Below are 21,664 nucleotides of genomic sequence, written 5' to 3' on the forward strand. Positions count from 1 at the left end.
TTCCGCACGCTTCCGGCGGCCGGGCTAACAAAAGGAGTTGGGCAGGTTTCGAAAGTTTGGATTGCTGCCGCCCCCCTTGACGGCAGCGCTCGGCTCGAGGTTTCCATCCGCCGCGACTGCGGACAGACCTTCCTTTCTCGGCTGTTCTTCTGCCGCGCGTTGTGATGCACCGCCATGAGCTTCACTGGCAGGTCGACTGCGCCTGCCCAGCTGATCGATCGTCTCCTGGATCAATGGCTCACCCAGCCGTACCCGCCGTTCGACCTGCTCCGCCAATACCTTGAAACGCTGCTGCCCGAGCAGGCACGCCTCCCGCTGCACGGATGGCAGCATGGGCGGCGTCACGGTGAGGTGATAGCGCGCATGCAGGGCTACCGTCTCGCCGACGATCGCGATCTCGCGCTCGAGCCTGGCCATCTGGCCACTTATCCGGTCCAGAGCCTCATGAACGAGACCTTCGATGGGCAGTGCAGGATTCAGGAATCGTTCAAGTGCCGTCTCGACGACCATGCTCTTGCCGAGTCCCGGGCGTTCGGTCGCAACTTCAAGCCGCTGAAACATGCTCTCGGAGAGCTGAACTGTGACCTTCTTGGTTCGCTCTCCTTCGTTCGGGCTCGGCTGTGCATCGCTGTCGGCTTGATTCACGATCGAGCTGGGCTGGCCTCCAAGCTCTCCATCGACTTGCATTTCTGTCACTCCCCGATTGGCGACCGCGACCTGCCCGCGCACCACGGTACGCGCGGCGTCGATTTCGGAATCGAAACGGCTGAATCGCCCCCAGCGATGATGGACTTGACACAAGGGCCAATCGGAACGTCACTTCAACTGCACCGACATCTACGTCGTAGTCTGGCGTAGCCAAAGAAAGACAAGGCGGTCTCAAGAAGAGCCGGATCTGTCAGTCTGTATTGTTCGCGGGGAGCTAACGGCCTATTGCGGCGGGGCCCGGAGCTTCGAGTGGCGCGCCCATCGCTTGCGGGCTTCATGGCGTGGTGCCGATTTGCGGTCGGCTTATCTGACCGAGCGCCGCATCTATTGCCGGGAGCTGCCAGCGCGCGTTTGGGGCGCGCGTATTGATTACTCGGGCGTCTCAGGGGCGTGCATGTCGATACTCACCTCTTTCAGGACGGTGGATCCGCTTGCAAGCCGCCGTCCGAGCGCCTCGACAAAGCGATCGTAACGTTCGGCGCCCTTGGCGCGCGCGGCGGGCGTCGAATGTTCGGGGAGCGCCGGCGTTGAGGTCAGCCAGAAACGGATGAAGAGCGCGATGGTCTCAAGCGTGATGCCATCATTGCGCTCCAGACGTTCAAGCACGCGCGCGATCCGGTCCAGACGCTTCGCGAGCGCCGCCTCGCGCCGATCGGAATCATCCGGAGAAAGAAATGCGCCGATTGCGGCCTCAGCCACCAAGGACTTGGGCTGCTCCCGGCGATTTGCGAACGCCTCGAGGCTCTTGAAAACTTCCGGATCGAGATAGATACTGAGCTGAATCTTTTTCACGCTGCCCCGATCATAGGTCCATCCCATCGTCCGCGTCGAGGCTCACGGTCCGCGCGACGCCCTGCATGGAGCGGCTCAGAGCTTGTGCCTGGACCGCATCGGCATCACCTTCATCGAGGTCGGCGTCGAACTCATGTTCGCCGAGCGGCGCCTTGATCTCGATCTCCTCATGTTCTGGCAATTCCGGCTCGCGACGCAAACCACTGTTCGCCTGGTCGCTCCTGCGCTTGCGTCTGGTTAGTAGCTCGACTGATGGCGGAATTGGAGCGCCGGCCGACCAGTCATCCGGTCGTGCGGACAAGGTACGCGGTTCGAAGCGGGGCGGCTTCAATACACGTCGCTGGAACTGCGGATCCTCATAGTAGCGGACTTTGGTGGCGCGCACCGGGTGCACCCCGGAAATCATCACGATCGCGTCTTTAGGCGAGAGTTGCATGACCTCGCCTGGCGTCAGCAGCGGCCGCGAGGTCTCCTGACGGCTGACCATGAGGTGGCCGAGCCACGGGCTCAATCGGTGCCCGGCATAGTTCTTCATGGCGCGCAATTCGGTCGCGGTTCCGAGCGCGTCGGATACGCGCTTGGCGGTGCGCTCATCATTGGTCGAGAAGGCGATCCGGACGTGGCAATTGTCCAGGATGGCATGGTTCGGCCCATAGGCGCGTTCGAGCTGATTGAGGCTCTGGGTGATCAGAAAGCTGCGCATGCCGTAGCCTGCCATGAAGGCGAGCTGGCTCTCGAAGAAGTCGAGCCGGCCGAGTGCTGCAAACTCATCGAGCATGAGAAGGAGTTGCCGCCGGCGCCGGTCTGGATCCAGGCTTTCAGTCAACCGCCTCCCGATCTGGTTGAGGATGAGCCGCATCAAGGGCTTGGTACGAACGATGTCGGATGGAGGCACGACGAGATAGAGTGAGACGGGCTCGGCGCCGTCGACGAGATCGCAGATCCGCCAATCGCTTCGCGCGGTGATCTTGGCAACCACCGGGTCGCGGTAGAGCCCCAGGAAGCTCATCGCGGTCGAGAGCACGCCGGAGCGCTCGTTCTCGCTCTTGTTGAGAAGCTCGCGCGCGGCCGAGGCGACAACGGGATGAACGCTACCTCCAAGATGCGGGGTTGCGAGCATTGCGTTGAGCGTAGCGTCGATCGGGCGGGAGGGATCGGACAGGAAATTGGCGACGCCTGCGAGGGTCTTGTCGGCCTCGGCGTAGAGGACATGCAGGATTGCGCCGACAAGGAGAGAGTGGCTGGTCTTTTCCCAGTGGTTGCGGCGTTCGAGTGCCCCTTCCGGATCGACAAGGATATCGGCGATATTTTGGGCATCTCGCACCTCGCAATCACCACGACGGATCTCGAGCAGCGGGTTGTAGGCAGCGCTGGCCGGATTGGTCGGGTCGAATAGGAGCACTGGCCCAAATCGCGCGCGCCAGCCAGAAGTCAATTGGAAGTTCTCGCCCTTAATGTCATGAACGATCGTGGAGGCCGGCCAGGTCAGAAGGGTCGGTATAACAAGGCCCACGCCCTTGCCCGAGCGCGTCGGAGCAAAGCAGAGCACATGCTCCGGTCCGTCATGCCGTAGATAACGCCCCTTAAAACGTCCGAGCACGACGCCATCAGGCCCCAAGAGCCCCGCGCGCCTGACCTCGCGCGAATCGGCCCAGCGCGCTGAGCCGTAGGTGGTGACGTCCCCCGCCTCATGGGCCCGGAACACCGAGAGCATCATTGCCAACGCGATTGCTGCAATTCCGCCGCTTGCGGCGATGGCGCCGCCCTCAAGGAAGATCACAGGCGCGTAAGCATCGAATTTGAACCACCAGGCGAAGAAGGCAGCCGGCTGATAGATCGGCCAACCCCCGAGGCTGAACCAGGCGGGTCCAAGCTGCGGCTGGAAGGCGAGCCGCCAAGCGGTCCATTCGGTCGCCGCCCACAGGAAGGCGAGCACGACCAAGCAGACCAGGATAACCTGATGCCAAATGATCTTTGTCGCGGACATTGTGGAGATCTGGACGGCATCCATGAGCTAAGCGCAACCACAGCGCCGGGATGTCGCAGTCCCGCGCATAAAACTGTAGCGTTCGGCGGGTCGGGGTGAAACGTGTTCGGAGCTGACCTCTGGGCGAGCGACTGGGAGGACAGAAGTCCAAACCAGGAGCCAAGAAAACGTGATCGAGCGGTTAGAGTCTGCAAGAACATCATTTTGTTGCACGATGTCCAGCCTGGACCGCCGGGATGATGCGGGGCTTCTGGCGTTACCTGCACGGCAAAGGGCTCCCGGGTTGTGCATTTGGCCCGGCGGCCCCGGCCGGGACGAACGGCGAGATGGTTCGTTGGTCGTGGTCGCGGTGGCGCGCACACGCGCCACAGAATTAGCGTGTCAAAGTGAAAGGCCGCTCTGCCTGAGCTAGTGATCGCCATCTCTGCACGATCGTTTGTCGATCTTGGTGACCTCGCTGGATGCGAGGACGGCTCTCACTCTGGCGGAGGAGAAGTAGCGGCTCCAGCCGACGTTCCTGGTGCGTGCTTTGTGCCGCAGCAGGAGTGGCCCGTATCTTGCTTCGACCGCATATGAAACGAGACTCGTGAAGGCGACCACCGAACCCAAAGCGCGTGTCTTGCAGCACGGAGACAAAAGGAATGAACGATGCAATGGCCGATCTGTTGTTTTTGGCCGCGTCGAGCGGAGACGAGGTGGCTAACCCCGTTCCGGACAAAAATCTGAATCGTCTTGCTGCCAAGGAGCGCGCGTTGAGGAAAGGCTGGATCGTGCTCAAGAGCAAGATGAGAGATCCGGCTTGTGGTGGGCAGGTTGAGGTCTTCCGCGTGACCGAGGCCGGCAGAGCGCGCCTGGAGGAGCTTGGTGCTTGCAACGGTGCCGTCGAACGCTTTAAAGCGATGTTAAACTGAGCAATTGGGCGCCAGATCACGCGTGCCCGCAGAGATCGACGGATCAAAACGAAAGTCCGCGCTTCCGACCAAAGCTCCAGTCCACCCCTCCGGGACCAGCGATACCGTTCACCTGGCGACCCAGTTCGTGCTCTAGCTTGGGTACCCAGGGCACGAGCTGAAAGCCGAGGCCGTTGTCGATCATGGCAAAGCGGCCCGACGCCAGCGATAACCTCCGGCGATAGATCCCCGAAATAGATTCGCCTGCCTCCGCAGGCAAGTGCGCCAGTCCTGTCTCGGAGGCCAAACGCCGGCCTACCCCCTCGAGTTCGCGGCGGCGGAGTGTCTCGATCAAGTTGCGGCCGAGGACCACCTTGTCTCCCGCCCGGCGTGCCAGCCCCTGTCCTGCCAGCACGTCGATGCGCCGATCAAGCGCATGCCGCACCTCGGCACCAAAACCGGCGCGCGAGAAATCGGCAGATTGGCGCGCCACAAGCTGCCGGTCGAGCCACGTCGCGCCTTCCGCTGCGACCTGCTGGTCAATGGCGAGTTCGGAGCGTACCGCGAGCGCGATCCGCGTTCGGCCACGCGCATCCTCGAACCGCCGGAGCTCCACAATCCCACCGACCGGCCCATCGCCGGCCGCCTCGATCTCCGAAAGCTTCAGGTGATGCACGCGACCGTCGACACCGTCGACGATGGCAAACGCCGAGCCCTTCAGCTCGTCATCGTGGCCGCGTGCGAGGAGACGGCCGACAATGGGCTCGCCGTGGCGTTCGGCTTCAAGCGCCCAGGATGATGGTGGGCGCGCGGCGCCGTCTTTCGCGAGGCTCTTGTGAAGCCGCTTGATGACATCGCCGCGCTCGCCCAGGCTACGCAAACGCAATTCGACGTCCCCGGGAAGTACCCAGCGTGCAGGCCCCGCAGGCGCCGCCAAGCCAAGCCGCTCGAGCGTCCGCATCCGCCCGATTCGTATCTCCCGTAACGGATCGCGCCCGGCATCCCGGTCTGGCCTCAAATCAATCACTCCGTCCGCCGCGCCAGCTTCCCGAGCCATCGCCCGGTCAAGCCTGGTCCAGCGTTCGGCCGTCACCTCCGCTTCAAGGACTTGGCGGATCTCGAGCTCCGATCGCGGGCCAAGCTCGCGCGTGACGAGATCGCCAGCGCGGGCGCGCAAGCCGGTTGCGATATAGTCGCGGCTGATGACGAGGTCTTCTCCATCATCGGCGCGGCCGCGCACGAGAATATGGATGTGCGGATGCTCGGTGTTCCAATGATCGACCGCAACCCAATCAAGGCCAGTACCGAGGTCGCGAGAGGCCTGATCCATGAGCTCACGCGTGAAACTGCGCAAACTGGCCAGTTCGCCCGCATCGTCGGGCGAGACGATGAAGCGAAAATGATGCCGGTCGCTTTCACACCGCCCGGCAAAGGCACGTCCGTCTGCAGCATCTCCCCCCGCGTCAAAGAGCCTGCCCGGTGTCCCATCGCGGGTGACCCCGTCGCGCTGCAGATAACCGATGTGAGCGCGCAGCGCGCCCGGCGAACGCATCCGGCGCACGACCCGCGCCTTGACCATAGCGGTTCGCGCGCGGTTGTTGAGGAGCCGCGTCGCTGCAAGGCTCGCCGCGCGACCGCGCCCAAACTTGCTGCCAACGCTGCGGCTGCCCCGCGAGAGACCGCCGGCCTTCTGAGCAGCCTTGAGCGCCTGCGCCAAGAACGGCTTTGTCCGAGGCGCGCGCGTCGAACGGATGCGGCCTGGGCGGACGCGGAAATCGTCGTTACCGGTCATCTTGCCCGCTGAAACGTGCCGAAAACCCAACGACAACAGGGGGGTACCGGAAATCGCAAGTTGCGTCGGCCATTCGCAATGTTTTCCGCATCATTGAAATCGATGCAGTTTCGCCCACAACCGACCGGCCGCACCTTGCGGCTTTTATCCTGCCCTCCCCGGTCGCTCACTCCCGGCTCTCTGCCGACCCCTCCCAAACTTGCGACCAGCTTCGACATCATGCGACGAAATGCGATGGCGATCATCGGGACTGCACCTCGTCTGATCGCCGGACGAACAGCCCCGTCGCACGAGGGACGAGTGCAGTCGTACCCGCCTTAGGCGCTGCTTTCGACGACTTCATTGTGCGGACGCCAGATGCCGAGTTGCCCTCAGGGAACAAGCTCTCGGACCGCTCAACAAGGACTGGCGCTTGCTGCCACGTGGCGAAGCGTCTGGCATCCGAACCAGCGCTGTTGCGCTGCTCAATGCCGATCAATGGTGCGAGCCTAGCGATGTAGATTCGTGTTTCATCCGGAAGCGGTCGACGGGTGGCCAGGTGCTCCTCGTAGCGTCTTGGTCCCGCATTGTAGGCTGCGAGAAACCCTTCCCATCCGAAACGATCGAGCATCTGGCGAAGGTACGCTGCCCCAGCCATAATGTTGTCGTGGGGATCAAACGGATCGATACCGAGATCGTGACGAACGTTCAGCTCGACCCAGGTCGCGGGCATGATTTGCATCAACCCGATCGCTCCGCGAGGGGATTTGGCGTGCGCATTGCCGCCGCTTTCGGCCTGCATGACAGCACGGATCCAACGCTCCGGGATCGCGAACCGATGCGAGGCTTCGGTCACGAAGGCGGCGTATGCAACGCGTGGCAGCAGGTTTGGGAAGCGCGCAGCTTGTGCGCGCGATTCAGCCTCCGCGCTGCCGGCCGATGGCGCTGCGAACGTCATGAGAATTCCCAGAGAGCAAGCAGCGACTCTAGATAGCATTGTGCTGGCTGCCGCCAACGGCAAAGCTCTTCCCGGCCGGCCCTGGGGCAGCGCGAGACTGCCGCGACGCGTGCCGATTGCCGGCAATTTGGCCGGGATGGAGGAATGACAGTGCGATCGGCCGACTAGAGAGACCGCAAGCCATTGGAGCAATGCCGCCATTTGTCAGTCCTCCTTGGTCCACACCGGTACCGCTTGCCCTATGACGGCCGATGTCGGGAGCGGTCCGAAATATCGGCCGTCAAAGGACTCCGCCGACTGCCAGTTCATGAGAAAGACCTCGTCCTCAGCGACGACCCGGCAACCCTGCCAGGCCGGCAACGGCCTGCCACGGCGGTCGCGCTCGCGTGCCTGGCCCATTTCGATCCCGCCGACGACGATTTTGAGTCCCGTTCTGCAGACGGTTTGTCCGGGCAACGCCAGCACGCGCTTGAGCATCGGAAGACCGCTCGGCAAATAGCCGTTGAAGTCGAGGAAGCTCGCAAGCGGCTCTGGTGCCCGAACGGCCACGAGCTCAGTGATGTGCAATCGTGCGGTCCCTTGCAAACGGTAGAGGCCGATCGGCACGCTTTCGGAAGCGTTCCAGATGTACGACAGTGAGGTGTCAGTGACCGGCCAAAGCGCGAGCGTTGTGGCCCCACACGTTGCAAGGACGATCCTTAGCCGCCCCATCAGAACACCATCCTGCGCCGGCGGAGCCACGCCTGGTGGCGCGCACGCGTATAAGGTCGTGGCGTCTCGTTGACGGAAAGCCGGTTGTGGACGTGATGCCAGTACTCGGGGGCTGCATCGGCAGGATCGATGCCGATTGACTCCACGGCGTCGATCAACTGAAGAACGCGCTCGACCTTTTGCCAGCCTGCTAGCCGCAGCAGGCTTTCGCCACCGGGGCTAACCCAAGGCACGGTCGAATACCGCTGCCCCGGCGTGATCGCGCGCAGAATGTCGATGCGAGACAGGGTGGTTCCGAAGTCATTGGACGTCCAGCGCACGAATGCGAAGATGCTGCCGGGCACAAATGAGAGAATGCGCCGGTGCTGGTCAATGATCCTCTCCGATGCAGGCTTGCCGAACCGGATTCGGTTCTCGATACGCTTCTCGAGCCACAAGAGTTCAACAGTTGTGAGGTCGCTCACCTGGCCACTCCATAGTCATGAGAGGAATTTTGGACATGCTGGTGCGCTGTCGCCAGCGCATCAAAGTCAGAGCCTTGGTTTTGGCCGAATGGTCGCAATGAAGCGTCGATGATCGGCGTTGTCGAAGCGATGCAGCGCTCCTGCCGCTGCCGGATCGCAGCCGAGTGGCACCAATTCGTTACAAGGAATCCGAGGGATTCCAGGTTAGCCGGGGCAGTGGCCGGTGCCCCCTCGCCGGCCGTGCTGCTGCGAAGATGCTTCGCAACGATCCGCGAGCGGCACGCGCGGTGCGTGCCGACGGTCGGCTGTGGAGGCGAATGATGGAATTCTATGCTGGTCTTGATGTGTCGCTGGAGGCGACCAACAGTTGCGCGGTGGGTGGCGATGGCAACGTCGGCAGGAAGGCGAAGCTCGAGACCAATCCGGATGCGATCGAGCTGTTCCTGGCGAAATGGGGCATTCACTTGAAACGTGTCGGTCTTGAGGCCTTCTCCTCCAGCGCCTGGCTGTTCACGGCGCTTGCCGAAAAGGGCCTCCCGATGATCTGCAGAGAGACCCGGCACGCCAAGGCGGCGCTGAACGCGACACTGAACAAGACCCGCCGCAACGACGTCGAAGGCGTTGCGCAGATGATGCGGGCCGGCTGGTTCCGCGTGGTTCTTGTCAAGTCGGAGAGCGCACAGACGTTGCGGGCGCTGCTGGTCGGGCGCAAGACAATGCTCGGCAAGGTGCTGGACTTGGAGAACATGATCCGCGGCCTGTTGCGTCCGTTCGGCCTCAAAGTCAGCGAGATCTCGGTCGGCCGTTTTGACGCGCGGGTGCGCGATATCTTGGCCGGGAAGAAGGAATCGGAAGCGATCGTCGCGCCGCTGTTGGAGGCCCGCAGCGCCATGCGGCAGCGTTTGGCAAAACTGCATCGCGTGGCGCCGACGTTTGACGCCACCGTCGATGACCCGGCGCGATTCAAGAAGTCGACCAATGTCGGCGCCCGTTTCGGGCTGACGCCGCGGCGCTATCAATCCGGCCAGACCGACCGGATCGGCAACATCTCCAAATGCGGCGATGAGCTGACGCGCGCGATGCTCTATGAAGCGGCGATCGCGATCCTGACGCGCATTCCGAAGAACTTTAAGCTGCGGCTGTGGGGCCTGCGACTGGCCAGGAAGAAGGGTCTGAAGCGCGCCGCGACCGCGGTGGCGCGCGCGCTCGCCGTGCTGCTGCACAAGATCTGGATCGATGGCACCACGTTCCGGTTTGGCGCCGGCGGCAAGCGCGGCCGGGTCGCTGCGGCGATGTAAGGGCCTCCGCGACCCGGCCGCTTCCACGCGCGCCTTCTCCTTCCGCCACGGCGGAGCGGCGTCTCCCGAGGGGACGGGGATTTGGGTGAGATCGCAACTTTTCTTGCCGGCGGCTTCATGACGACGTTTGAAGCCATCAAGCACGGCGCTGGTTAGCCTGACCGCCCTTTCCTCAGATTCCGGCTTGTGGTGGCCATCGTGCCAACCACGGATGTTAGCGAGTTCTCCTCGACGAGCGAGTGGCCGCAAAAGGACGTGACGCGCACCAGGCGATGATGTCGACGCCAACGATCGCGAAGATTTGCGCGCGATCGCGTTCGCGCGCGCAGATTGGAGATAACAATCGTATTGCAGCGAAGCTTTGCGCGTGAGAGTGTGGATGCATGAGGCATCCTCGTTGCACGCGCGGCCGACTTGTTCACAACGTACTGATTCACAACAAGAAGTTAGTGTCAGTATGTTAGGAAAGTTACGGGAGCAGAAAGTCTTGGCGCCGCAGAGCCTTAGCTTTGATTCCGGTCCCCGATAGCACGAGCATCGCGTCCCCGATGGCACGAGTATTCTGGTCCCTGATAGCACGAGCGAATTCACAGCTTATCCCCAGCAGGAAGGACGACGCCGCGCTTGCGCAGTCGCCTGCTCGACGGGCCGATGGGGACTGGTGCGAAATTCAATCGCTCTGCGCCATTCGGATGATGCGTGATGATGAGCCGATAGCCTGGCAATGTCTGACGATGGACGATCTGACGCAGGTCGTAGGCAAAGTGTTTGAACGGCGACAGGCTCCCGGACTTCGCATGCAAGTGCACGAGATCGAAGCTCCAACCGCCAGTCTGACGGCCGCCGTGCTTGCGGACGAGGCGATAGAGCCAGCGCTCCAATCCACCGGTCAGGTCGAAATAGGCCCGGTCAATCGTCAGCACGAGCGCTTCATCGAGAACGCCCGTGTAGAACCAATCGGGCAGGATCAGCTCGATTCCACCGGCATGCCCGTGCAGATCGGCTGTCTCTTTCCATTCGTTGATCCAGGAGAAGCGATGCCGCCGCCGTTCGCTCGGCTGGCGGATCGATGTCATCACAGTGGTCGATTGCAGCCGGTCGAGCGCAGCCTTCAGGCGGTCGTAGTCGCGCACGCTGGTGCCGCGGCCAACGAAGGTCAGGATCTCGTACGGGGTCGCTGCCATCAGCCGGGACGTTTGCAGACCGGCATCTCGGGCTTGGACAATCTGCGAGGCAGCCCAGATCAGAACGTCCGCGTCCCAGATCGTCGCCATGCCATGTTCCGGCACGGCTTCGACACGAATGGTGATGGTGCCTGCGCAAAAATCGATCGGAGCAACTCGCCTCGACTTTGCCAGCGAAAAGAACGGATATGCCATCAGGTCTTGCGCGTCCCGTGGCGTCAGATCGCCCGGGAGGGCGCGAAACAGATCGAGTTGGTCGCGCTCTGATCTCCGTCTCCTGCTTGCAGTGGAGTTGCTGTCCGGCATGCGTCAGCGCCGCTCCTTGCCTGCATACGGAATCGGTGTGTGCCGTTTCGCGGGCAGGACGGTGCCTGTGCCGGGATCGCTGGTGGACGTTTTGGCGCCGCGGTCAGCCCACGCCTTCAGGTCCTCGAGCGCATACACAACGCGACCGCCGAGCTTGCGGTAGGTCGGGCCTGTCCCATAGGTGCGGTGCTTTTCCAGGGTTCGGCCAGAGAGTCCAAGAAAGCGCGCCGCTTCGGTCGTGCGCAAGTATCGCGGCGGCAGGCCGGCGTTCGGATCGGGCATTTGCAAGGCTCCGTCGTGGTCTGGAGCGCGACCGGCTCGGGCCGCGCGTCGACGGTCACGATGGCGCAGTAGGAGTGCTTAGGGGGATGCCGAAGATCGAGCGATGATTTTCGGCACCCCTGCTCTACTCCTTGCGAGATGAGGGACGTAGCAACGCGCGATAGCCGCCGCGCATTAGCGCCAAGCCAGCCTGCACCAGGCGAATGGTCCGGCTGCGCAATTCGTGGGTTTTCCAGGCGCGTTCAGGGATTCGTTTTCGGCCGAACAGCACCTCGGCGATGACGCGATATGAAGCACCATCCATGCGTCCATCGAGCGCTCGCAACACCAAGACGAGTCGTTCGCGCCGCTGCGCCGAAAGCTGATGAAAGGGAGGTCCTGGCGGACGGCCGTTGAGTGCGCGCCACAACCGCTGTGAGGCGTGGGCGCGGATCTCAAAGTCCGCATCGAGCGGCAGTTCGGCCGCATATGAGACACCAAACTGCGGCGCCTCTTTCAGCCAGAGATGATGTTGTGCTCCTTGAATGCGCAAGACGGCATGCCAGCCGTCAGATGCCTGTCTGATGGTGCCCGACGAAAGCTCGGCAAGTGCTAGACCCGCGCCGACCACTTTTGAGCTGGCCGCGCTCTGAACGACCGGCACCACCGTCGGCAACGCCTCAGGTGCCCAGAAGATTGTCTGTTGGTAAAAGGACCCCTGCGGGTCATGAGCGAAAGCAGACGCCCCATCTCCTTCGGAATTCGGAAGTCATCTGCGATCGATTTTCACGATAGGAAGCTCGATAGTTGGGGCTGCGCCGCAGTGACTCCCAGGCGAAATCCGCCATCTCGCCCGACTTGATAGCGTGCTGATACGCCTCTGGTGAGCGCCAGTCGAACTCGGACATTGCCGTGATCCCCTGCTGTAAGTCGATTGTGGCGCAACGTCTATGAAGCTTGGGATTGCTGGGGAAGTCACCAATTGTGCATCGCGTGATGCATGCAGGCGATCACGCGTCAGCGGAGAACACTGTTCTCGAGTGCGAACTCACTATGACAGATTTTGCTATTTAGTGGAGCCGCCGCGAAGCAAGTCACGGTAGCCGTGGTCTGCCATCCATTTTGCGCGGGCCAGATGACTATCAAATGCATTGCGGGCGCGCGCCGCTTCGCGAACCGGGTCGATATGCAATACGATCCGGGTTACCTCTTTCCAATCCGCGCCATCGGCTTCGGCGTCAAGAAGTCGCCAATACGTCACCAGATGCTGCTCGTCATAGGTCGTCAGCACCGGCTGATCCGGCGCGACATCCGCGACATCGGGATCTAACGGTGGCTTTGTCATATAGGCTTATGCGCGCACTTCGCTGATCTGCATTGTAGCCAAACTTAGCGGAATAGTTTGGTTATAGCCAGTGGTTTGATGGTCTGCCTAATGGCTGTTTGGGCGCATGAAAGCTCGTGCGCTCGTGGCCTGGAATGTGCGCCGGATCCGCGTGGATCGCGGCATTCCGCAAGAGCAACTGGCGTACGATGCTGGGATTGACCGCTCATATATGAGCGGCCTTGAGCGGCAATCTGAGAATCCGACAATTGATCTTCTCGACAGACTCGCCGAGACGCTGGGCGTTCATTTATCTGAATTCTTTATTCAGCCACCCAAGGGGGCGGCGACACCCCGGACATTACCTAAAGGCCGTCGGTCAGCGCGTCTACGTTCCCAAAAACAATAGCTTGAGTGAGTTCAACCCATGTGGACAAGCGCCATGGAAGGGCGGGTCTTAAACAAGTGAAAATCAACTCGACCAAGCCGATGCAGCTGCAACTTTGGTCAATCGGCGTTGCTCCAAGAGTGAACCCCGCCCGAGGCTGTCGGGCGGGGCGATGACGACCCTCACTCTCCGTTCTTGCGGGGCCGCGACCAGAGCAACGTGTAGCCTTCGCCGCCTTCGTCATCGAACAGGTTCGCGTAGATCGGTGAGTTGAAGGAGGGATCGTCGAGCTTGAGCGAGAGATAGTCGCGGCCCTCCTCGGAGCGCTTCGACCAGGCTGCCCCGATCTCCGCGCGGCCCACGTAGATGCGGTGGCTGGGCGCGTTGTCGCTGGAGCGGTTGGTTTCGGCGACGATGCGGACCCCCTTGGTCTGAAGGCTCAGGGTGACGATCTCGCCGTGAAACTCGTTACCGACCTTCTTGAACGAACCGATATTAGCCATGTTACTTCTCCTATTTGTGTTTCGAGCCCGCGACCACCGCGGCCTCGATGGCGATCTGGAAGCCGAAGACGATCGGCGACGCACCCGCTCGCGGGCCGGAGCGCAGCGGAGGACGCCGTTGTGGCGACTTTCTTGTCTCGCGAGGAATGGGCGAAGCCCAGGGGAAGAAAGTCGCATCAACGGCGTTGCGGCTCAGACGATCGAGGCGCAGCCGGTCTTCGGCTAGATCAAGCCATCAAAGAGGCCACGTGGTCCGCGTGCTGAACCGCAAGCTTAAGGAGACGATTGGCAAATCTCGGTTGTGCTGAACAAGAGGTTGGTACCGTTCGGCGCAGAAAGAGAAACAATCTGCTGCAAAGGGCGGTATCGTCCCGGAAGGAATGACGGAGCGCGGCGTGCCGCTCCACCGCAGTCATGTGGGCCAGACAGAGATTGGTAGGACTTGTTTAAAGCCCTCTGAGGAGAAGTGCGGTTACCTCTCCTCAAGCTCGACTACCTCCTTCAACGTGCCGCCCTGTGCGACCTTGCTCGACCGGTGATGGCGACGACGCGTCATTGCTTATGCATGGCGGCTGTAAGAACCGGGTCGAGGCATATTCTCCACCACCCGGCCCGACTCCAACGGGCGGAGGTCCGCAAACAAGGTCAAGCGCGTCCATGCCGTGCCGCCAATGCAAACCGCACCTCCGCAAGCGAAGGCCTCGCGCCAAGTCAGCGAAGGCACCCCGATCTGCGACAGGGCAAACACCACATTATAGCCAGCTATTCCCGCAGGGACGGCGAATGCGGTTGCGATCGCGACGCGGAAGGTCAAGGACCGCCTCACGGCGACGGCGACCTGACCAGCGGCAAGCGTCAGCGTGCCAGAAGCAATTCCGATAGCGGTGCGCCGAAGACGCCCGCGCCATCACGAAACGCCAACACATCCCGACACCGAGTGCGACGAAAAACGGCAACGCATACACAGCGAGCGCGAAGATCGCCCAGCAGAACAAGCCGATGCCGAGTGTGTTGAGAACAAGCCCAAGGGCGAGCATGGTGGTGGCTCCATGTGCATAGATCTAGCAGTCGCGCCTTCCACCACCACCACGGCGTAGTTTCGGAGGTAAAATCGAAACGAGGCGGAGTTGCGGCGTGCAACTCCGGCTTGGTTGTCTCAATATCGAGAACGACGGCGCTCATGCGCCGCCGAACTTCCAGACGGGGATGCCGAGCCGCTTCGCCTTGTCAGCGAGATTGTCATGAATTCCCGTGCCCGGGAAATGCATAACGCCGATCGGCAGAAGCTCGAGCAGTGCATCGTTGCGCTTGAACGGCGCCGCCTTGGCGTGCTTCGTCCAATCGGGCTTGAAGGCGATCTGTGGCACCTTGCGATTGGTCGCCCATTTGGAGGCGATCAGTTCAGCACCTTTCGGGGAGCCGCCATGGAGGAGGACCATGTCGGGGTGCTTGGCGTGAACCTTGTCGAGGCGGTCCCAGATGAGGTGGTGGTCATTGAAGTCGAGCCCACCCGTGAGTGCGATTTTCGGTCCGGCTGGCAACATGACCTCGGTCTCGGAACGACGCTTGGCGGCGATGAAGTCACGGGAGTCGATCATTGCTGCGGTGAGCGTTCGGTGATTGACCAATGATCCCGACCGGGGCCGCCAAGACGAGCCGGTGTGGACCTCAAATCGCTCGATGGCCTGATCCCGGAACAGTTCCAGGCAATTGCGGCGCTCGATCAGCGTGATGCCTTCGGCCGTCAGGCGCTCGAGTTCGACCGATCGCACTTCCGAGCCGTTCTGCTCGCGTTGGCTCTTATGCTGCGCTTGTTCGTTGTCACCGAGCTGCCGTTCGATGCGATCGAGGGCCCGATGGAACAGGTTGACGGTCGACCAGAGCAGGTCGTCAAGGTCCGGCTCAAGCCGCGTGTCATTCAGGGTCGCAACGAGGGCGTCAAACATATCGACCACGGCGCCCGCGATCATCTTGCCCTCCGGAAGCGGTCTTGGATCGGGCTGGTCGTCGAAGGGACGATAGCCGAAGAGCTGTAATTCGGTGAGGACGTGGTCGGTCGGAGAAGAGGCATGCGGCGGTTCGATGTCGTCATGGTCGGTCATGAGAAGAGGTCCTTTGCCGGATCGGCCGCGACCATCGCGGCCTTCGTGGCGATCCTCTGACGGCAGGCGGAACGGGCCAGCACCCGACAGGGCCGAAGCGGCAGCGGAGGATGGCGGAGGCCGGCTATTTTGCTTCGCGATGCAAAGCGCGCCGGCCCAACGCATGACGTATCTTCACATCGCGGGCGCGCGGCGGAAAATAGCCGGACGCAGCCATTGCCGGCCCGGGCCGCTTGCTGTCCGATCGCCCTCTAGAAGGCCGTGGTCGCGTCCTCTTCCGCAGGGGCCTCGCCTATGACCGGCCTAACAACGTCGATCGAAGCCCGGGAGCTATTCCGCGGCTAGCGTGGAGAAATGCAGGAAGCTCACGACATCCTCTGGTGCGAGCTGAAGCCGCAACGCTGCTCGGAGCGCCTCCAGCCCAAAGAGGTGCAGATCTTCGTTGAAGTCGCCCAGCCGGGGCGATAGCGGAATCGCTTCAATGCCGGCGTCTGCTGCGCGCTGGCTGAGAACAGCCTGCACCGCATCGCCGGCTGCGTCGACATCGCGGGCGATGTACAGGCGGCGCAGGCTCGACGGGAGCATCATGGCTGAGAGGTGATTGGCCGAGAGTGCAGCGGCCATAGGCATGCTCGGCAGCAGGCAGCGCAACGACAGCATGGTTTCGATACCCTCGCCGGCAGCGAGCACGTCGTCCACCAAGCCGAAGCGAACGGCATTGCCGAGAAGGTCGCCCATGGCGCGTCGTGGGGTATCGATCGGAGCCTTGCCGAGACGGACACGGTCAAAGCCATCCGGGTCGAGCCAAGTCCGGTGCACGCCGGTGATCCGACCATCGAGATCCGTGACGCCGGCGATCATCGCCGGCCAGGTTTCGGTCGGCAAATGTTCATCCGGCCGATAATAGCAGCGTGGGTGGAAGCGCAGGCTGCCACCATGGTGGATGCGGGCTATTCCGCGACGCTGCAAGTACGTCTCGGCCACCGTCCCTTCAATCGGGCTGGACATCGCAAAGAGCCGACGAGACGCCTCTTGTGATCCGGTCGGCGCCGGCGAACGAACGGGTTTTGCGCTCAGTTGCTGCTCAGAACGAGGAAGCTTGAGAAAGCGCCTTGCCTCCTCGGCGACGTCACGAAAGTCTCGCAAGGCCAGACTTTCGCGAATGATGTCGAGGAGATCGCCATGTTCTCCGGTTGCGGCATCCGTCCACTTGCCCGCCGGCCCCTTCGGCGATTCCTGGAGCCGCACGAACAGTGAGCGGCCCGGGGTGTTGTGCACATCGCCGACCACCCAGTAACACCCCGCCCGCTTGCCATTGGAGAGATAATGTCGGCACACCGCCTCCGCTTCGCGCGCTAGGCCGCCTGCCAGTTCGGAAGCATCGCGGGACATCAAGCCGCCTCCCGCTCACCGATGCGCGCAACCGGATAGGCGTCGAACACCTTCGACAAGATCTCGACGCCGCTCGCGTCCGTGGGCACGAACATGCGCAGCTTCCAGGAAATGATCTCGAAGAGGCCGTAAGCCCGCAAGCGATCGCGCATCGTGTCGTTGAAGCCCGAGCGTTCGATGCGGTGTGCGCCCATCATCCGGACACGGCGAAGCTGGAGCCCCTCCGCAAGCTCAAGAACGGTCCGCCCCTCCATGAGCGCGGCAAAGGCAGCTTCCGGCGTCAACGCCAGCGCGCCAGCCGCAAGGACATTCGCGACCCATGTAGCGGAGACCTTGCGGCCGACGATCCGCTCGCCCGCATCGGTCTGGAGCCGATAGACCGGAGTCGATTCGTTCGGCAGCCGCTTCCAGATCGAGAGCAGCAGGCCCGCCACGACATGGATCGTGCTGTCCGTGAGCTCGGGTACCTCGGTAAGCTCTGCCGCCCAGGCGACTGAAATGCGTTCATGATCAATTTCCACCCAACGGCTCTCTGCCATGGCGGTCAAGGCGACGCTGTGCTGCCCCATCGGCCGGATCAAGCGGACGCGCCGCTCGATCTCGCCATCGTCGAGCATCGCGCTCGCTGCCGGAACCTGCACGGCGGCCCGTCCCGAGCGCTCATTGATCAGCAGGACGGCACGAAAATCGGAAAGACGACCAAGAGCGTCATCCAGGCTCACAGGATGATTGCGCTGGCGCTGGGTGATCGTAAGAAGCCGGGTTTCGGCACCAGTGCCGGGATGAATGTAAATCGTACGCGGTTCCAGCCCGACGTCATAGCTGCCCGACGCGACCGCGCCTTTGATCCGAGCCGTCAGCAGCTGCTCGAAGACGATGAACAGGATTTTCTGAAGATCGATCGTGAGCGCCAGCAACCTGTTCAGGAAAGTCGTGATCGGCGGCAGGTCATCCCTGAGCCCATTAGCATCTGAGAGCTTCAGGCCGATCGCATCCTCGAACCTCTCGAGCGAGCAGCCCGCGACCTTGCCTCGCGCGAGCAACGTATAGAGCTGACGCAACGCATCGCGGCCGTACTGGCTTTCGAGATTGTCCTCGGGCCGGAACAGGCCCTGTCCTCCGGTCTGGCGCTGGCCGCGCGTAATGGCTCCCAACGTGTCGAGCCGGTGGGCAATGGTGCTCAAGAAACGTTTTTCCGCCTTCACGTCAGTCGCGATGGGCCGAAACAGCGGCGGCTGCGCCTGGTTGGTCCGGTTGGTGCGGCCGAGCCCCTGGGTCGCGGCGTCCGCCTTCCAGCCGGGCTCGAGCAAATAGTGGACCCGCAGCCGGCGATTCCGGGCAGAGAGTTCCGCATGGTAGCTCCTCCCCGTCCCACCCGCGTCGGAAAACACGAGGATGCGCTTGCCTTCGTCCATGAAGGCGGACGTCTCAGCGAGATTGGCCGAAGCTGCTCGGTTTTCGACCACCAGCCGCCCGCCCTTGCGAACGATGCGACGCGAGCGGCCGCTCACCTCGGCGACCATAGCGGTCCCGAAGCGCTGGACGACCTGGTCCAGAGCCCCAGGCAAAGGCGGCAGCGAGGCGCGCTTCTCGATCAGCCGGTCGCGGCGAGCGACGGCCTCCCGGCTCTTGATCTGTTGGCCTTCGCGATAGACGGGCCCGGACCAGAGATTCCCCTCCTGGTCAGTGAAAGGCTCGTAGAGGTGGACCGGAAAGGAATGGGCGAGATAGTCGAGGACATACTCGCGTGGAGTAATGTCGACCTGGACGTCGCCCCAGTCCTCCGTCGAAATCTCGGCGAGCCGACGCTCCATCAATGTCTCGCCGGTCGAGACGATCTGGATGACGGCGGCATGGCCGGCGTCGAGATCGCGCTCGATCGAGCGGATCAGTGACGGCGTCTTCATTGAGGTCAGGAGGTGGCCAAAGAAGCGCTGCTTGGCGCTCTCGAAAGCCGATCGCGCGGCCGATTTAGCCTGGCCGTTCAGCGTACCGCTCTCGCCCGTGATGTTTGCGGCCCGCATCGCGGCGTCGAGATTGTTATGGATGACGCTGAACGCGCCGGCGTAGGCGTCATAGATGTGAACCTGTTCGGGCGTGAGCTCGTGCTCAATGAGCTCGTAAGCGACGCCCTCGTAAGATAGAGACCTCGCCGCGTAGAGACCGAGCGCCTTGAGGTCACGAGCCAGCACCTCCATGGCCGCGACGTCGCCCTCCTCGATTGCCTCGACGAACTCGGCGCGGATGGCGAACGGAAAATCGTCGCCGCCCGACAGGCCCGTCCGCTGGGCGTAGGCGAGATTGTGGACCGGCGTGGCACCGGTTGCGGAAACGTAGACGACGCGGGCATGCGGCAACGCGTGCTGGAGCCTGAGCCCCGCACGCCCCTGCTGGGAGGCCGCCCCCGGACGATTGCAAGCAATCGCGTTGAGGTCACCGCGCTCACCCTTCTGGCCTGCCGCGTTCTGCATCGCGTGGCTCTCGTCGAACACGATCACTCCGTCGAAGTCGGAGCCCAGCCAATCGACGATCTGCCGCACGCGCGAAAGCTTCTCGCCGCGCTCATCGGTGCGCAGCGTAGCGTAGGTGGTAAATAGGACGCCTTCCGAAAGCCGGATCGGTGTGCCCCGCCGGAAACGTGACAGCGGCGTCACGACCAGCCGCTCCATGCCGGGCGCGGACCAGTCGCGCTGTGCGTCTTCGATCAGCTTGTCGGATTTGCTGATCCAGAGGGCGCGGCGGCGGCGCTTGAGCCAATTGTCGACAAGGATGCCTACGACCCGCCGTCCCTTTCCTGCACCGGTGCCGTCGCCCAAAAACCAGCCGCGGCGAAAACGCACGGCATTTTCTGCATCGTCACGCGCGGCCGCCACAACATCAAAGGTCGCATCCACCGTCCAGGAGCCCGCAAGAAATTCGGAGTGCGCCTCGCCCGCATAGACGACGCTCTCGAGCTGAGCGTCGGACAGCCAGCGCGCGATTTTCGCGAGCATCGGCAGCATCGCGGCCGTTGACCCAGCCTTGGTCCGGATGGCCGGGCCAAACTCGCACAGGAACAGAACGGTTACCGCTTCGCAGACATCATAGGCGGTCTTCCAGTTCCAGACGCCAGTGGCGTCGGAAGCGCCGAACGCAGCTTCCATGGCGCTACGCAGGACGGCGGCATCGATGCGACGACCGTGCTCGAGATCAATCACGAGCTGTCGCGCGGCCCTGACGGCGGCGGAGGTGATAGTTGCAGCGGCACGCATCGAGAGCGGCACGGCGGCAGCACCGCCGGCGAGAGATTCGGTCATGACAGGATTTCTTTCGGAGAGCAGGAAGCGTCGAACCATCAGGCGCTCTCCTTAAGACCCGACGGCTCAAACCCTTCCCGGCCCGACTCTCCCTCTCAATCCTGCCCCATAAATGGGGACCGGCGCAGCACACCGGTCCCCAAGCAATTGCCGGACGGCCGGAGCCATCCCGCTCTACATGTCACTCGGCCCCGTCGAGCTGTTGCCGATCATCGTCGCCCGCGTTCTCCTGATCCTCGTCATCGGCGAGGAATTCGGGCAGCGGGCCCGCTTCACTCTCTTGCCCGTCGCGAAAACCGCCGCCCCCCTCTCACTCTCTTGTTCGAGGCAACAGGTGAGAAACTCACGCGGCCCCCTGCTCCGCTCTCTCGGTCGTCATATCGACAGTCACTTCCGGCAGGAAGCCCAGGAGATACTCCGCAACCTTGCTGGCCTGCGAAGCAGCTCGCACGATCGCGCGATTATCCTCTCGCAGCACCTTAAGCCAGGCGCCGATATAGTCTGCATGTCGTACCGTGGGCACGATACCGAGCGAGGCGCAACTGAACGCAGACGAGATTTCCGCGATGAGCTCCTCGAAGGCATACTTCGTGGTACCAAAGCTGCCCGACAAGTCGCGGTTGAGACGTGCCGGATGGCCGCTGGCATGCGCCAATTCATGCAGGGCCGTTCGATGCCAATTGATCGGTTCGAAATAGGCTTGGGGTGGGGGCACCTGCACATAGTCTTCCGTCGGCGCATAAAAGGCGCGGTTGCCGCCGATGCGGAAGTCGATCCCGGTCGCCTTGATCAGGTATTCGACGCGCGGCTCGATGAGGCCTGGCGGCGGAGGCGGCGCCGTTGTCGCGATCTCTGGAGGCAAGCCATCGCATTGATCACAGTTGAAGAGCGTGAACCGTTTGAGGAACGGAATGGCCTGCGCTTCCTCACCGTTCTCGCGCGCGCGGCGCTTTTCGTCGACGGGCACGAAGCGGTCGGCGTAGACGACGGTCGTGCCGCGCTCGCCCTTGCGGACGTGACCACCGAGTGATAGCGCTTGGCGGAAGGTAAGCCAGCTCTGTCCTGTAAATCCATGTTCGGTCGCGGCACCCCATAGAATTAAAATGTTTATGCCGCTGTATTGGCAGCCGGACGCCGCGCTCTTCGGCAAGGCCAAAGGCGACTTCGCCGCCGTGGTGCCCCAAGGCTGCACCCACGGCACTCGGCCAGCCTCCAGCTCGGCGATGATCTTGTTGGTGATGTCGTCATAAAGGCTTGCCCGGTCCTCACCGGTGCGCGCCCGAGGATAATATCTGGACATCGCGGGTCTCCGCGACGGGCGCCGCGAGC

At 62.6% G+C, this 21,664-nt stretch carries 20 protein-coding genes; 3 read left to right on the top strand and 17 right to left on the bottom strand.

Annotated features, from left to right (window positions below):
* Positions 1-24: 24 nt before the first annotated feature.
* The 3 genes from GWG67_RS30310 to GWG67_RS30320 form a co-directional block, all read right to left on the bottom strand.
* On the bottom strand, positions 25-687 hold the full coding sequence (locus tag GWG67_RS30310) for a hypothetical protein (RefSeq protein ID WP_275173004.1): 663 nt from the start codon (positions 685-687) through the stop codon (positions 25-27).
* Between the two features lie 390 nt (positions 688-1,077).
* Positions 1,078-1,527 carry a CopG family transcriptional regulator gene (locus tag GWG67_RS30315; RefSeq protein ID WP_275173006.1) on the bottom strand — a complete coding sequence of 150 codons (450 nt, stop codon included), beginning with the start codon at positions 1,525-1,527 and terminating at the stop codon, positions 1,078-1,080.
* On the bottom strand, positions 1,511-3,487 hold the full coding sequence (locus GWG67_RS30320) for a conjugal transfer protein TraG (protein ID WP_275173008.1): 1,977 nt from the start codon (positions 3,485-3,487) through the stop codon (positions 1,511-1,513). Before GWG67_RS30320 ends, GWG67_RS30315 begins: the two co-directional genes overlap by 17 nt.
* A gap of 641 nt (positions 3,488-4,128) precedes the next feature.
* Here GWG67_RS30320 and GWG67_RS30325 point away from each other — a divergent pair.
* Entirely contained in the window at positions 4,129-4,398 is a 270-nt protein-coding gene (locus GWG67_RS30325) for a hypothetical protein (RefSeq protein ID WP_275173009.1), read from the top strand.
* A 43-nt stretch (positions 4,399-4,441) separates the two neighbouring features.
* Here the strand turns inward: GWG67_RS30325 and GWG67_RS30330 are convergent, their stop codons facing one another.
* The 4 genes from GWG67_RS30330 to GWG67_RS30345 all read right to left on the bottom strand — a co-directional run bounded on the left by GWG67_RS30330 (position 4,442) and on the right by GWG67_RS30345 (position 8,281).
* Complete coding sequence (locus GWG67_RS30330; protein WP_275173011.1) at positions 4,442-6,169, bottom strand: DUF3363 domain-containing protein; 1,728 nt, start codon at positions 6,167-6,169, stop codon at positions 4,442-4,444.
* A 241-nt stretch (positions 6,170-6,410) separates the two neighbouring features.
* The gene (locus tag GWG67_RS30335; RefSeq protein ID WP_275173013.1) at positions 6,411-7,106 is read right to left on the bottom strand and encodes a lytic transglycosylase domain-containing protein; all 696 of its coding nucleotides are present in this window, start codon (positions 7,104-7,106) and stop codon (positions 6,411-6,413) included.
* Positions 7,107-7,310: 204 nt separating this feature from the next.
* The gene (locus GWG67_RS30340) at positions 7,311-7,817 is read right to left on the bottom strand and encodes a S26 family signal peptidase (RefSeq protein WP_275173015.1); all 507 of its coding nucleotides are present in this window, start codon (positions 7,815-7,817) and stop codon (positions 7,311-7,313) included.
* On the bottom strand, positions 7,817-8,281 hold the full coding sequence (locus tag GWG67_RS30345; protein WP_275173017.1) for a DUF2840 domain-containing protein: 465 nt from the start codon (positions 8,279-8,281) through the stop codon (positions 7,817-7,819). Before GWG67_RS30345 ends, GWG67_RS30340 begins: the two co-directional genes overlap by 1 nt.
* A gap of 320 nt (positions 8,282-8,601) precedes the next feature.
* Here GWG67_RS30345 and GWG67_RS30350 point away from each other — a divergent pair, with 320 nt between their 5' ends.
* The gene (locus tag GWG67_RS30350; RefSeq protein ID WP_275173149.1) at positions 8,602-9,579 is read left to right on the top strand and encodes an IS110 family transposase; all 978 of its coding nucleotides are present in this window, start codon (positions 8,602-8,604) and stop codon (positions 9,577-9,579) included.
* Positions 9,580-10,166: 587 nt separating this feature from the next.
* On the opposite strand, the gene GWG67_RS30355 is transcribed toward GWG67_RS30350, so the two are convergent.
* The 5 genes from GWG67_RS30355 to GWG67_RS30375 form a co-directional block, all read right to left on the bottom strand.
* Positions 10,167-11,069 carry a replication initiator protein A gene (locus GWG67_RS30355; protein WP_275173019.1) on the bottom strand — a complete coding sequence of 301 codons (903 nt, stop codon included), beginning with the start codon at positions 11,067-11,069 and terminating at the stop codon, positions 10,167-10,169.
* Positions 11,070-11,072: 3 nt separating this feature from the next.
* Positions 11,073-11,351, bottom strand: coding sequence for an AlpA family transcriptional regulator (locus GWG67_RS30360; RefSeq protein ID WP_275173021.1), 279 nt, complete (start codon positions 11,349-11,351; stop codon positions 11,073-11,075).
* Positions 11,352-11,475: 124 nt separating this feature from the next.
* Positions 11,476-12,006, bottom strand: a complete 531-nt coding sequence (locus tag GWG67_RS30365) for a DUF2285 domain-containing protein (RefSeq protein ID WP_275173023.1) — start codon at positions 12,004-12,006, stop codon at positions 11,476-11,478.
* A 49-nt stretch (positions 12,007-12,055) separates the two neighbouring features.
* Positions 12,056-12,238, bottom strand: coding sequence for a DUF6499 domain-containing protein (locus tag GWG67_RS30370; RefSeq protein ID WP_204513416.1), 183 nt, complete (start codon positions 12,236-12,238; stop codon positions 12,056-12,058).
* Positions 12,239-12,396: 158 nt separating this feature from the next.
* Complete coding sequence (locus GWG67_RS30375) at positions 12,397-12,675, bottom strand: DUF2285 domain-containing protein (RefSeq protein ID WP_275173025.1); 279 nt, start codon at positions 12,673-12,675, stop codon at positions 12,397-12,399.
* Between the two features lie 106 nt (positions 12,676-12,781).
* On the opposite strand from GWG67_RS30375, the gene GWG67_RS30380 reads away from it, so the two are divergent.
* A complete protein-coding gene (locus GWG67_RS30380) occupies positions 12,782-13,063 on the top strand; it encodes a helix-turn-helix domain-containing protein (RefSeq protein ID WP_275173027.1) in 282 nt (93 codons plus the stop codon).
* Positions 13,064-13,224: 161 nt separating this feature from the next.
* Here GWG67_RS30380 and GWG67_RS30385 read toward each other — a convergent pair whose 3' ends face one another.
* The 5 genes from GWG67_RS30385 to GWG67_RS30410 all read right to left on the bottom strand — a co-directional run bounded on the left by GWG67_RS30385 (position 13,225) and on the right by GWG67_RS30410 (position 21,635).
* Positions 13,225-13,545 (bottom strand): DUF736 domain-containing protein, encoded by a 321-nt coding sequence (locus GWG67_RS30385; RefSeq protein WP_275173028.1) that lies wholly within the window; start codon positions 13,543-13,545, stop codon positions 13,225-13,227.
* Between the two features lie 1,178 nt (positions 13,546-14,723).
* Positions 14,724-15,647 carry a DUF2493 domain-containing protein gene (locus GWG67_RS30395; RefSeq protein ID WP_275173030.1) on the bottom strand — a complete coding sequence of 308 codons (924 nt, stop codon included), beginning with the start codon at positions 15,645-15,647 and terminating at the stop codon, positions 14,724-14,726.
* Between the two features lie 330 nt (positions 15,648-15,977).
* A complete protein-coding gene (locus tag GWG67_RS30400) occupies positions 15,978-17,039 on the bottom strand; it encodes a toprim domain-containing protein (protein ID WP_275173032.1) in 1,062 nt (353 codons plus the stop codon).
* Complete coding sequence (locus GWG67_RS30405; protein WP_275173033.1) at positions 17,039-20,335, bottom strand: strawberry notch family protein; 3,297 nt, start codon at positions 20,333-20,335, stop codon at positions 17,039-17,041. Before GWG67_RS30405 ends, GWG67_RS30400 begins: the two co-directional genes overlap by 1 nt.
* A gap of 343 nt (positions 20,336-20,678) precedes the next feature.
* The gene (locus tag GWG67_RS30410) at positions 20,679-21,635 is read right to left on the bottom strand and encodes an ArdC family protein (RefSeq protein WP_275173035.1); all 957 of its coding nucleotides are present in this window, start codon (positions 21,633-21,635) and stop codon (positions 20,679-20,681) included.
* Positions 21,636-21,664: the final 29 nt, after the last annotated feature.

The sequence above is a fragment of the Bradyrhizobium sp. CSS354 genome (assembly GCF_029051725.1).
Lineage (GTDB): Bacteria > Pseudomonadota > Alphaproteobacteria > Rhizobiales > Xanthobacteraceae > Bradyrhizobium.

Excerpts from the sequence above, each read along its gene's own strand:
- GWG67_RS30310 (WP_275173004.1), bottom strand. The coding sequence starts at position 687 with ATGCAAGTCGATGGAGAGCTTGGAGGCCAGCCCAGCTCGATCGTGAAT.
- GWG67_RS30315 (WP_275173006.1), bottom strand. The coding sequence starts at position 1,527 with ATGGGATGGACCTATGATCGGGGCAGCGTGAAAAAGATTCAGCTCAGT.
- GWG67_RS30320 (WP_275173008.1), bottom strand. The coding sequence starts at position 3,487 with ATGTCCGCGACAAAGATCATTTGGCATCAGGTTATCCTGGTCTGCTTG.
- GWG67_RS30325 (WP_275173009.1), top strand. The coding sequence starts at position 4,129 with ATGAACGATGCAATGGCCGATCTGTTGTTTTTGGCCGCGTCGAGCGGA.
- GWG67_RS30330 (WP_275173011.1), bottom strand. The coding sequence starts at position 6,169 with ATGACCGGTAACGACGATTTCCGCGTCCGCCCAGGCCGCATCCGTTCG.
- GWG67_RS30335 (WP_275173013.1), bottom strand. The coding sequence starts at position 7,106 with ATGACGTTCGCAGCGCCATCGGCCGGCAGCGCGGAGGCTGAATCGCGC.
- GWG67_RS30340 (WP_275173015.1), bottom strand. The coding sequence starts at position 7,817 with ATGGGGCGGCTAAGGATCGTCCTTGCAACGTGTGGGGCCACAACGCTC.
- GWG67_RS30350 (WP_275173149.1), top strand. The coding sequence starts at position 8,602 with ATGGAATTCTATGCTGGTCTTGATGTGTCGCTGGAGGCGACCAACAGT.
- GWG67_RS30355 (WP_275173019.1), bottom strand. The coding sequence starts at position 11,069 with ATGCCGGACAGCAACTCCACTGCAAGCAGGAGACGGAGATCAGAGCGC.
- GWG67_RS30360 (WP_275173021.1), bottom strand. The coding sequence starts at position 11,351 with ATGCCCGATCCGAACGCCGGCCTGCCGCCGCGATACTTGCGCACGACC.
- GWG67_RS30370 (WP_204513416.1), bottom strand. The coding sequence starts at position 12,238 with ATGTCCGAGTTCGACTGGCGCTCACCAGAGGCGTATCAGCACGCTATC.
- GWG67_RS30375 (WP_275173025.1), bottom strand. The coding sequence starts at position 12,675 with ATGACAAAGCCACCGTTAGATCCCGATGTCGCGGATGTCGCGCCGGAT.
- GWG67_RS30380 (WP_275173027.1), top strand. The coding sequence starts at position 12,782 with ATGAAAGCTCGTGCGCTCGTGGCCTGGAATGTGCGCCGGATCCGCGTG.
- GWG67_RS30385 (WP_275173028.1), bottom strand. The coding sequence starts at position 13,545 with ATGGCTAATATCGGTTCGTTCAAGAAGGTCGGTAACGAGTTTCACGGC.
- GWG67_RS30395 (WP_275173030.1), bottom strand. The coding sequence starts at position 15,647 with ATGACCGACCATGACGACATCGAACCGCCGCATGCCTCTTCTCCGACC.
- GWG67_RS30400 (WP_275173032.1), bottom strand. The coding sequence starts at position 17,039 with ATGTCCCGCGATGCTTCCGAACTGGCAGGCGGCCTAGCGCGCGAAGCG.
- GWG67_RS30405 (WP_275173033.1), bottom strand. The coding sequence starts at position 20,335 with ATGACCGAATCTCTCGCCGGCGGTGCTGCCGCCGTGCCGCTCTCGATG.
- GWG67_RS30410 (WP_275173035.1), bottom strand. The coding sequence starts at position 21,635 with ATGTCCAGATATTATCCTCGGGCGCGCACCGGTGAGGACCGGGCAAGC.